Origin of the sequence: Flavobacterium sp. (assembly GCF_044368995.1) — a bacterium.
GTDB lineage: Bacteria > Bacteroidota > Bacteroidia > Flavobacteriales > Flavobacteriaceae > Flavobacterium.
In genome coordinates, this window is the sequence record NZ_JBIPMS010000060.1 from 1 (window position 1) to 10221 (window position 10221).

A 10221-nucleotide genomic window follows, 5' to 3' on the forward strand; every position below is an offset into this window, starting at 1 on the left:
TTCTAGAAACTTTGGTTGATACCAATGATGAATGGATAACATCAAGAACCGGAATAAAAGAGAGAAGACTTTTAAAATTAGACGGTGAAGGAACTTCTTACCTTGCCATTAAAGCCGCTCAAAACCTTATAGAAAAAGCAAAACTAGATCCAAAAGATATTGACTTGGTAATTATGGCAACTACCACACCAGATTTGCCTGTAGCGGCAACTGGAGTATATGTAGCCACACAAATTGGAGCCACAAATGCATTTGCATTCGACTTACAAGCTGCTTGTTCAGGATTTCTTTTTGGTATGTCAACCGCTTCAGCTTACATTCAATCTGGAAAATATAAAAAAGTATTACTTATAGGCGCCGATAAAATGTCGTCTATAATTGATTATACTGATCGTGCTACATGCATCATTTTTGGTGATGGCGCCGGTGCGGCCTTGTTTGAGCCTAATTTTGAAGGATTAGGAATTCAAGACGAAATTTTAAAATCAGACGGAATTGGAAGAGATTTTTTAAAAATTGAAGCAGGTGGTTCTATTTTACCTCCATCTGAAGAAACGTTAAAAAACAAACAACATTTTGTATTCCAAGATGGAAAAACAGTATTTAAACATGCTGTTTCAGGTATGGCAGATGTAAGTGAAAAAATCATGCAACGCAATAACTTAACACACGATGACGTTAATTGGTTAATTGCGCATCAAGCCAACAAAAGAATTATTGACGCCACAGCAAATAGAATGAATGTAGATGAATCTAAAGTGTTAGTCAACATTCACCGATACGGAAATACCACTTCTGCTACACTACCTTTACTTTTAGCAGATTTTGAAGATAAATTTAAAAAAGGAGATAATTTAATTTTTGCTGCATTTGGTGGTGGATTCACATGGGGATCTATCTATTTAAAATGGGCGTATTAAGAACAACAAACTATAACTAAAACAACTTAATTATGGATTTAAAAGAAATTCAAAACCTAATCAAATTTGTATCTAATTCTGGAGTAGCAGAAGTAAAGTTAGAAACGGGCGATGTAAAAATTACAATTAGAACTACATTAGAAGGTAATTCTCATGATATTACCTATGTGCAACAAGCGCCCGTACAACAAGCTGTTCAGCAAGCTGCTCCAGTTGCAGCTGCTCCTGCAGTTGCTGCACCAGTGAACGCTAATGTAGAAGACAATTCTAAATACATTACAATTAAATCTCCAATGATTGGTACATTATACAGAAAGTCTGCTCCAGACAAACCAATGTTTGTTGAAGTGGGAAGTACTATTAGTAAAGGTGATGTGGTTTGTGTAGTAGAAGCCATGAAATTGTTCAACGAAATTGAATCTGAAATTTCAGGTAAAATTGTAAAAATATTAGTTGACGATTCTTCACCAGTTGAATTTGACCAACCTTTATTTTTAGTTGATCCATCATAGTTATTTTAAATTCCAATATTTTAAATTCCAAATTCCAAAAAAAGTTTATTTTTAGGTTTTGGAATTTGGAATTTGTTTATTGAATTTTTAAAAAAAAGATATGTTTAAAAAAATATTAATTGCCAATAGAGGTGAAATTGCTTTACGTGTTATTCGTACTTGTAGAGAAATGGGAATTAAAACAGTAGCTGTTTATTCTACTGCTGATGCCGAAAGTTTACACGTTAAATTTGCTGACGAAGCCGTTTGTATCGGACCGCCGCCAAGTAATTTATCTTACTTGAAAATGTCTAACATTATCGCTGCAGCTGAAATTACTAATGCTGATGCTATTCATCCTGGTTATGGTTTCCTTTCAGAAAATGCTAAATTTTCGAAGATTTGCCAAGAACACAACATCAAATTTATTGGCGCTTCGCCTGAAATGATTGACAGAATGGGTGATAAAGCTTCCGCTAAATCCACAATGATTGAAGCTGGTGTACCATGTGTCCCAGGTTCAGTTGGTATTTTAGAATCTTACGAACAAGCTGAAAAATTAGCTGCAGAATTTGGCTACCCAGTCATGTTAAAAGCAACTGCTGGTGGTGGTGGAAAAGGAATGCGTGCCGTATGGAAACAAGAAGATTTATTAAAAGCATGGGAAAGCGCAAGACAAGAATCTGCGGCCGCTTTTGGAAATGATGGCATGTACCTTGAAAAATTAATTGAAGAACCAAGACATATTGAAATTCAAGTTGTGGGTGATGCTTATGGTAAAGCCTGTCACTTATCGGAAAGAGATTGCTCTGTGCAACGTCGTCATCAAAAATTAACGGAAGAAACACCTTCTCCGTTTATGACAGATGAATTACGCGAAGCTATGGGAACTGCGGCCGTAAAAGCAGCAGAATATATAAAATACGAAGGCGCTGGAACGGTGGAATTCTTAGTTGACAAACATAGAAATTTCTACTTCATGGAAATGAATACCCGTATTCAGGTAGAACATCCAATCACAGAACAAGTTGTAGATTACGATTTAATTAGAGAACAAATTATGGTGGCTGCTGGAATTCCAATTTCTGGTAAAAACTATTTTCCTCAATTACACGCTATCGAATGCAGGATTAATGCAGAAGATCCCTACAACGACTTCCGTCCTTCACCAGGAAAAATTACAGTATTACATTCGCCAGGCGGACACGGTGTTCGTTTAGATACTCATGTATACGCTGGTTATACGATTCCACCAAATTATGATTCGATGATTGCAAAGTTAATTACAACGGCGCAAACCAGACAAGAAGCTATAAATAAAATGAAACGTGCTTTAGACGAATTTCATATTGAAGGCATTAAAACCACCATTCCATTCCACAGACAATTAATGGATCATCCAGATTATGTTTCTGGAAACTACACCACGGCCTTTATGGACACTTGGGTAATGGATGCGAAAATAGAAGAATAAAAAATAGGCTAGTCAATTGAGACTAGCTTATTTTTTTAAAATCTTTTATTACGGTAAATCTATTTGATTTTCGTGAGTTAATTTACAGTGATAGAAGATAAATTTTTGTTTTTACTTATCAATTTTTCAAATTTTAAACACAAATATATACATCCAAATTTTATTATTATAACTAATTGTTGAAATAATAAAAAGCTGCCTCTAAATGTTCAATATCAAATATTGTCCCTTTTGCATGAATAGCAATAATATCAAATCGTACTTCAACATCCAAATCATTGACAATTACATATTCATTTATGGCTTTTACCAGCAGTTGAATTTTTTTTGGTTTTACGAAATCTTGAGGCAATCCTAAATCAATACTGCTCCTGGTTTTCACTTCAACCACTGCCAAAACTCCGTCTTTCAAAGCAATAATATCTACTTCTGCTTTTTGAAACATCCAATTGGTTTCTAAAATTTCATAGCCGTTTTTTTCTAAAAAATTTACTGCAAAATCTTCGCCAGTTTTTCCTAAGTCGTTGTGTTGTGCCATAGTTAAAATTCCAAGATTAAAATTCCAAAAATAAGTTTCAAGATTGGGATTTGGGATTTTTATATTGTTATTTAATAAATTTTAATTTGATTTCTTTTTCATTTACTTCAAAATCCACTTGTTTTCCTAAAATTAAGGTGCGATTATCCGATTGATGACCTGCAGGAAATTGAAAAGCAATTGGAATTTGATATTCTTTAGCTATTTCGGTAATAATTTGCACTTCATTTTGCCCAAATGGAATTTCATTGTCATGCATGTCGGTCATACTTCCTACTATAATTCCTTTAACATGTTCAAAATAACCGTTGCGTTTTAAATTGTACAGCATTCTATCAATATGATATAAATATTCGTCTAAATCTTCAATAAAAAGAATTTTATCTTTCGTATCAATTGCTGATTTTGAACCTAATAAACTGTACAAAATAGAAATGTTTCCTCCAACCAATTCGCCCGAAGCGGTTCCTTTTACATCATAACTTTTGGAAGGAATTGAATAGGAAATCGTTTCTCCAAAAAGCGCTTTTCGCAAGGTTTCTTTTACTTCTTCAGGTGCATTTGGCACTGTAAATGGCATAATGGAATGCAAAGACGCCACCCGCTCCAAATTTAATTGACTATGTAAAACAGTCACATCCGAAAAACCCATAATCCATTTTGGCTGTTTTTTGAAATTTGAAAAATCCAACGAATCTATAATTCTAACAGTTCCATATCCACCTCGAGCGCACCAAATGGCCTTTACGTTTTCATCATCTAATTGAGTTTGAAAATCAGCTGTTCGTTCGGTATCTGTGCCGCCTAATTGAAAATTGTCTAAGCCAATTGTAGCTCCTAATTTAACATTTAGCCCCCAAGATTCTAGTAAATCAATAGCTGGTTTGGCGTCTTCGGGAAAAAATTTCCTCGCTGTACAAACAAGAGCTACGGTATCTCCCGTCTTTAAAAATGGTGGTATATTCATTTAAAATTCAATTTGAACTCAAAAATAAGGAATTTGAACAGAAAAATTCGTCTATTCCTCTTAAATGAATTATTTTTGTATCAAATTTAATGACAATATGTTAAAAAATCCAAAAAGATATACAATTACAGCAGCGCTTCCCTACACAAATGGACCCATTCACATTGGGCATTTAGCGGGTGTATATGTGCCTTCAGATATATATGCAAGATATTTACGATTACAAGGAAGAGATGTGGCTTTTATCTGCGGAAGCGATGAGCATGGTGTTGCGATTTCAATGAAAGCGAAGAAAGAAGGCATCACGCCGCAACAAGTAATTGATAAATATGACGCAATCATTCGTCAATCTTTTTTAGATTTTGGAATTTCTTTTGACAATTATTCTAGAACTTCCTCTGAAATTCACCATAAAACGGCATCTGAATTTTTTAAAAAATTATACGATAAAGGCGATTTCATTGAAGAAATTACCGACCAATTATACGATGCAAAAGCCGACCAGTTTTTGGCTGATCGTTTTGTGACTGGAACTTGTCCAAAATGCGATAACCCAGAAGCCTATGGCGACCAATGTGAAAAATGTGGTTCGACTTTAAATGCTACCGATTTAATCAATCCGAAATCGACAATTACAGGTGATACTCCGATTTTAAAATCAACCAAACACTGGTTTTTACCTTTAAATCGGTACGAATCTTTTTTAAGAGAATGGATTTTAGAAGGTCATAAAAACGACTGGAAACCAAATGTATACGGACAAGTAAAATCATGGATTGACGGCGGTTTAGAGCCAAGAGCTGTAACACGTGATTTAGATTGGGGAATTGATGTGCCTGTTGCAGGTGCCGAAGGAAAAAAATTATACGTTTGGTTTGATGCACCTATTGGTTACATTTCGGCAACCAAAGAATGGGCGGCTCGTGAAGGAAAAGATTGGGAGCCATATTGGAAAGATGCCGATACAAAATTGGTCCATTTCATTGGGAAAGACAATATAGTATTCCATTGTATTATTTTTCCTGCGATGTTAAAAGCGGATGGAAGTTATATTTTACCAGATAATGTTCCTGCAAATGAATTCTTGAATTTAGAAGGGAATAAATTGTCTACTTCAAAAAATTGGGCGGTTTGGTTGCACGAATATTTACAAGACTTTCCTGAAAAACAAGATGCATTGCGTTATGCTTTAACAGCTAACGCTCCCGAAACAAAAGACAACGACTTTACTTGGAAAGATTTTCAAGCCAGAAACAATAATGAATTGGCTGCAATTTTTGGGAATTTCATCAATCGTGTTGTGGTGTTAACCGATAAATATTACAACGGAATTGTTCCAACGCCAAATGAATATTCAGAAGTTGATTTACATACTTTAGCGGAATTAAAAGCCTATCCAGCGGTAATATCAAGTTCGATTGAACGTTACCGATTCAGAGAAGCGTTAGGCGAATTAATGAACGTAGCCCGTTTAGGAAATAAATATTTAGCCGACGAAGAACCTTGGAAAATGATTAAGGAAAATCCGGCAAGAGTACAAACTCAAATGTATGTAGCGCTGCAAATCGCATCCGCTTTAGCGATACTTTCTGAACCATTTTTGCCATTCACTTCTACTAAATTGTGCAACATATTAGATATTGAAGTCAATAATTGGAATTTAGAATTTGAAAACTGGAATTTGACAAAACCCGGACATCAAATTGGTCAAGCTGAGATTTTGTTTGCCCAAATTGAAGATGCCGAAATTCAAAAACAACTAGATAAATTAGAAGCAACTAAAACCGCAAATAAAGTGGAAAATACAAAAGCTGAATCGCAAAAAGAAATCATCACATTTGAAGATTTTGCCAAAGTAGATTTACGAATCGGAACCATCATCGAAGCTGAAAAAATGCCAAAAGCAAACAAACTGTTAGTCTTAAAAGTAGATACGGGAATAGACGTAAGAACGATCGTTTCTGGAATTGCAGAGCATTTTACCCCTGAAGAAGTCATTGGAAAACGCGTAACTATTTTGGTAAACTTAGCCCCAAGAGCTTTACGTGGGGTGGAAAGCGAAGGCATGTTGTTATTAACTAATAACGCAGAAGGCAAATTGGTTTTTGTAAATCCGGATGCAGAAGGGGTGATTAATGGCGCGATGATATCTTAAAATATGAACCCAAAAGTAATCGCATTTGACGCAGACGACACCCTTTGGCACAACGAACCTTATTTCGATGAGGCACAAGAACGTTTTTGTGTGTTGTTTCAAGATTATGCCTCAAAGCATGAAATATTGGGGTTGATTTTAAATCATCAAATTGCAAATTTATCTTTGTATGGATTTGGAATTAAGGCATTTACACTTTCTATGATTGAAACCGCTTTGGAATTAACCAACCATACAATTTCTGGAAGCGGGATCGAAAAAATAATTACTATTGGAAAGGATTTATTACAAAAACCAGTAGAATTACTTCCAAATATTACCGAAGTTTTAGAACAATTAAAAGGAAAATATAAATTGGTAGTAGCCACAAAAGGCGATTTAAAAGACCAACATCGTAAATTACATGATTCAGGAATTGGTGCTTTTTTTCACCATATTGAAGTGATGAGCGATAAAACCGAAGTGGATTACCAAAAAATGTTAGGCCGCTTAGATTGCCATCCCGAAGATTTTTTAATGATTGGCAATTCCTTGAAATCAGATGTCTTACCTGTTTTGAATTTGGGTGGTCACGCTATTCATGTTCCGTATCATACGACTTGGGAATACGAAAAAATTGACTTTGAAATTGAACACAAAAACTTCAATACGATTACAAATTTATCGGAACTTTTTGATATTTTATAATGAAAAAAGAGCTTCACATTGCCACCTGGAACCGAGCCGAACATTTTAAGTTTTTCAACAAATTTGAGGAACCTTTTTTTGGAACCACTATCCAATTTGATTGCACAAAAGCCTATCATAAATCAAAAGAACTTGGTGTTAGTTTTTTTGTATATTATTTACATAAAACTATAGTTGCCGTAAATAAAATTGAAAATTTTAGGTACCGAATAGAAGATGATAAAGTGTATCTGTATGAAACAATTAATGCGTCAGCTACTATTTTACGTGACGATAAAACGTTTGGTTTTTCAGAAATTGAATACGATGAAAATCTGAGGAATTTTGAATCTAATTTTAATAATGAAGCGACTAGAGTTCAAAACACCCCCGGCCTTTTTACAAAAGAATACCATGAAAATATCATTCATTTTTCGGCTTTACCTTGGATAAATTTCACCTCTATTTCTCATTCTAGAAGTTTTTCAATGCCTGATAGTTGTCCGAAATTTTCTTTTGGGAAAATGACAGATGAAAAGGGTGTAAAAAAAATCCCAATGGCTGTTCACGTGCATCACGGATTAATAGACGGACACCATTTAGGTTTGTTTTTTGAAGAATTTGAACGTTTAATGAATGAATAAGAAGAGTACTAAAAAGCACTCTTCCTATCCTTCAAAATTTAAACAGCATTTAAAATCGCTAAAATATCTTCACCAAATTTATCTGCTTTTTGTTTACCAAAACCTTTAATTTGTTGTAATTCGTCTAAATTACTTGGCTTATATTGTGCCAAATCTATTAGCTCAGAATTGTGGCAAATCATAAATTTCTTCTGATTTAGTTGTTCGGATTTTTCATTTCTCCATTGGTTTAAGTTACTGTAAACTTGTTTGTCTTTTGGAAGTAAATCATCGTAAGACTTTCGTTCTAATTGTTCTGGTTTATTTTGAACTTCGTTTTCATAATGAACAATAACAGACCAATGGAATTCCCCACTTTCAATAAGTTGTGTGCTGGATTTTTTGAATATTACCGTTTTTAAAAATTTATTTAACTTTTTTTGATCCAACTCCAAAAATGCAGGATCTATTCGGATTGAAAATACACTAACTTGCATCACGAAAATTATTTACTTATTAATAAAATTTCATTAGCAACTACTTCAGTAATATAACGTTTGTCGCCATTTTTATCATCGTAGCTTCTGTGTGTTAGTTTGCCTTCTATGGCAATTTCCTTGCCTTTGGTTACAAATCTTTCAATAATTTCTGCTGTTTTGCCCCAAGCTGTAACTCGGTGCCATTGCGTTTGTTCTACTTTATCACCGTTTTCACGATAATACACTTCATTTGTAGCAATTGAAATATTTGCTAGTTTTTTTCCTCCTTCAAGGTTTTTGATTTCTGGTTCTTGACCAACATTTCCGATTAATTGTACTGAATTTTTCATGGCGTATAAAATTTATTTGTTTTTGTTAATTGATTTTTTTTTTGGAACTCAGATTTAAGAAATTTAAATGATTTAAAAAATCTAAGTAATGAAATGTGATTTTTATTTGCTTAACAATACCAATTCGTTAGCAACCACTTCTGTGATAAAACGTTTGTTTCCTTCTTTGTCATCATAGCTTCTGTGCGTTAATTTTCCCTCTATGGCCAGGTGAGACCCTTTAGCAATTAATTTTTCCGCAATTTCTGCTGTTTTCCCCCAAGCAGTAACTCGGTGCCACTCGGTTTGTTCTACTTTTTCACCTTTAGCGTTGGTGTAATTTTCATTTGTAGCGATGGTAAAATTGGCTACTTTTCCAGATTCTAAGTTTTTAATTTCTGGTTCTTGACCTACATGTCCGATTAATTGTACTCTGTTTTTCATGGTGTTTAAAATTTAAATGTTTATGTTAATTAAAATTTGCTTTCGATTGAACTCGTTGTTTCATTTCGACAGTGCAAAGATGTGGCAAGAAAAAAAGGTTATTCGGTTAATATTCATTTAAAATCGGTTGTAAATGTTTGTTGTCGTTTGTAATCGAAAAATAAAAAATTTGAAAACATTCAATATTTATATTTTTTTATTACTTTTATTGGTCCTCAAAAGAAATTGTTATGAATAAAACTTGTTTAGAATGTCAAGATAAAATTGTAGGAAGAGAAGATAAAAAATTCTGCAGCGATGGATGCCGAAACGCCTACAACAATAAAATGAATAAAGATCAAACTAATTTGATGCGTAACATTAATAATAAATTGCGCAAAAATTATAGAATTTTAACCGAATTAAATCCCGATGAAAAAACCAAAACCACAAAAAATAAATTAAGTAGCAGAGGTTTTGATTTTGAATTAATAACTTCTATTTATACTACAAAAAATGGTAATATTTATTGTTTTGTGTACGACCAAGGTTATTTAGCGGTGGAAAATGAAGGCTATGTATTAGTAAAAAAATAAAATGAAAGTATCAATATTAGGTTGCGGTTGGCTGGGTTTGCCATTAGCTAAAAAATTAATTGAAATTAGTTGTGAAGTAAAAGGGTCTACCACTTCTGAAAATAAATTAGCCCTTTTAAAATCTAATAACATAGAACCTTTTTTATTAAGACTTTCTGAAAATAAAATTAGTGATTCTGTAACTGAATTTTTATACAATTCTGAAATTCTAATTATTAATATTCCACCTGGGTTAAGAAAAACTACAGAAGCAACTTCAGAGAAAACGTTTGTAAATAAAATCAAAAATTTGATTCCTTTTATTGAAAATTCAACCATAAAAAAAGTGCTTTTTATTAGTTCTACTTCCGTTTATGCTGACACTGCTTCTATTTCAACTGTTACGGAAGAAACTATTTTACATCCCGATACAGAAAGCGGAAAACAGTTGGTGGAAGTCGAAAATTTATTGCGAAATAATTCTAATTTTCAAACCACAATAATACGTTTTGGCGGTTTAATTGGCGAAGACCGAAATCCTATAAATATGTTAGCCGGGAAAACGAATATTGCTAATCCGG

General features: G+C 33.5%; 13 protein-coding genes. 8 read left to right on the top strand and 5 right to left on the bottom strand.

Features of this window, described 5'->3' with window-relative positions; translation table 11 throughout:
- From ACIQ2I_RS05655 to accC, 3 genes are all read left to right on the top strand, one after another.
- The coding region (locus ACIQ2I_RS05655) for a beta-ketoacyl-ACP synthase III (RefSeq protein ID WP_396181462.1) at positions 1–920 on the top strand (920 nt) is incomplete at its 5' end.
- Positions 921–952: 32 nt separating this feature from the next.
- Positions 953–1432, top strand: coding sequence for an acetyl-CoA carboxylase biotin carboxyl carrier protein (gene accB, locus ACIQ2I_RS05660; RefSeq protein WP_396181463.1), 480 nt, complete (start codon positions 953–955; stop codon positions 1430–1432).
- A 100-nt stretch (positions 1433–1532) separates the two neighbouring features.
- Positions 1533–2885 carry an acetyl-CoA carboxylase biotin carboxylase subunit gene (gene accC / locus ACIQ2I_RS05665; protein WP_396181464.1) on the top strand — a complete coding sequence of 451 codons (1353 nt, stop codon included), beginning with the start codon at positions 1533–1535 and terminating at the stop codon, positions 2883–2885.
- A 172-nt stretch (positions 2886–3057) separates the two neighbouring features.
- Here accC and ACIQ2I_RS05670 read toward each other — a convergent pair whose 3' ends face one another.
- Entirely contained in the window at positions 3058–3423 is a 366-nt protein-coding gene (locus ACIQ2I_RS05670; protein WP_396181465.1) for a YraN family protein, read from the bottom strand.
- Positions 3424–3490: 67 nt separating this feature from the next.
- Positions 3491–4390, bottom strand: a complete 900-nt coding sequence (locus ACIQ2I_RS05675) for an LD-carboxypeptidase (protein WP_396181466.1) — start codon at positions 4388–4390, stop codon at positions 3491–3493.
- A 97-nt stretch (positions 4391–4487) separates the two neighbouring features.
- Between ACIQ2I_RS05675 and metG the strand changes: the two genes are divergently transcribed.
- Genes metG through ACIQ2I_RS05690 form a run of 3 tightly spaced genes read left to right on the top strand, consistent with a single transcriptional unit; the run spans position 4488 to position 7855 of the window.
- On the top strand, positions 4488–6545 hold the full coding sequence (gene metG, locus ACIQ2I_RS05680; RefSeq protein ID WP_396181467.1) for a methionine--tRNA ligase: 2058 nt from the start codon (positions 4488–4490) through the stop codon (positions 6543–6545).
- A gap of 3 nt (positions 6546–6548) precedes the next feature.
- On the top strand, positions 6549–7232 hold the full coding sequence (locus ACIQ2I_RS05685) for an HAD family hydrolase (protein ID WP_396181468.1): 684 nt from the start codon (positions 6549–6551) through the stop codon (positions 7230–7232).
- Entirely contained in the window at positions 7232–7855 is a 624-nt protein-coding gene (locus ACIQ2I_RS05690) for a CatA-like O-acetyltransferase (protein ID WP_396181469.1), read from the top strand. Before ACIQ2I_RS05685 ends, ACIQ2I_RS05690 begins: the two co-directional genes overlap by 1 nt.
- Positions 7856–7893: 38 nt before the next feature.
- On the opposite strand, the gene ACIQ2I_RS05695 is transcribed toward ACIQ2I_RS05690, so the two are convergent.
- The 3 genes from ACIQ2I_RS05695 to ACIQ2I_RS05705 all read right to left on the bottom strand — a co-directional run bounded on the left by ACIQ2I_RS05695 (position 7894) and on the right by ACIQ2I_RS05705 (position 9086).
- On the bottom strand, positions 7894–8331 hold the full coding sequence (locus ACIQ2I_RS05695; protein WP_396181470.1) for an HRDC domain-containing protein: 438 nt from the start codon (positions 8329–8331) through the stop codon (positions 7894–7896).
- 8 nt (positions 8332–8339) lie between these two features.
- A complete protein-coding gene (locus ACIQ2I_RS05700) occupies positions 8340–8663 on the bottom strand; it encodes a single-stranded DNA-binding protein (RefSeq protein WP_396181471.1) in 324 nt (107 codons plus the stop codon).
- A gap of 102 nt (positions 8664–8765) precedes the next feature.
- Entirely contained in the window at positions 8766–9086 is a 321-nt protein-coding gene (locus ACIQ2I_RS05705) for a single-stranded DNA-binding protein (RefSeq protein WP_396181472.1), read from the bottom strand.
- Between the two features lie 230 nt (positions 9087–9316).
- On the opposite strand from ACIQ2I_RS05705, the gene ACIQ2I_RS05710 reads away from it, so the two are divergent.
- Positions 9317–9661, top strand: coding sequence for a hypothetical protein (locus tag ACIQ2I_RS05710; protein ID WP_396181473.1), 345 nt, complete (start codon positions 9317–9319; stop codon positions 9659–9661).
- A 1-nt stretch (position 9662) separates the two neighbouring features.
- Positions 9663–10221 (top strand): NAD(P)H-binding protein (locus tag ACIQ2I_RS05715; protein WP_396181474.1); only part of this gene is annotated, 559 nt, incomplete at its 3' end.

Bases quoted from the DNA above. Each gene is read 5' to 3' on its own strand.
- ACIQ2I_RS05690 (WP_396181469.1), top strand. From the start codon at position 7,232: ATGAAAAAAGAGCTTCACATTGCCACCTGGAACCGAGCCGAACATTTT.
- ACIQ2I_RS05700 (WP_396181471.1), bottom strand. From the start codon at position 8,663: ATGAAAAATTCAGTACAATTAATCGGAAATGTTGGTCAAGAACCAGAA.
- accC (WP_396181464.1), top strand. From the start codon at position 1,533: ATGTTTAAAAAAATATTAATTGCCAATAGAGGTGAAATTGCTTTACGT.
- ACIQ2I_RS05705 (WP_396181472.1), bottom strand. From the start codon at position 9,086: ATGAAAAACAGAGTACAATTAATCGGACATGTAGGTCAAGAACCAGAA.
- ACIQ2I_RS05710 (WP_396181473.1), top strand. From the start codon at position 9,317: ATGAATAAAACTTGTTTAGAATGTCAAGATAAAATTGTAGGAAGAGAA.
- ACIQ2I_RS05685 (WP_396181468.1), top strand. From the start codon at position 6,549: ATGAACCCAAAAGTAATCGCATTTGACGCAGACGACACCCTTTGGCAC.
- ACIQ2I_RS05695 (WP_396181470.1), bottom strand. From the start codon at position 8,331: ATGCAAGTTAGTGTATTTTCAATCCGAATAGATCCTGCATTTTTGGAG.
- ACIQ2I_RS05670 (WP_396181465.1), bottom strand. From the start codon at position 3,423: ATGGCACAACACAACGACTTAGGAAAAACTGGCGAAGATTTTGCAGTA.
- metG (WP_396181467.1), top strand. From the start codon at position 4,488: ATGTTAAAAAATCCAAAAAGATATACAATTACAGCAGCGCTTCCCTAC.
- accB (WP_396181463.1), top strand. From the start codon at position 953: ATGGATTTAAAAGAAATTCAAAACCTAATCAAATTTGTATCTAATTCT.
- ACIQ2I_RS05675 (WP_396181466.1), bottom strand. From the start codon at position 4,390: ATGAATATACCACCATTTTTAAAGACGGGAGATACCGTAGCTCTTGTT.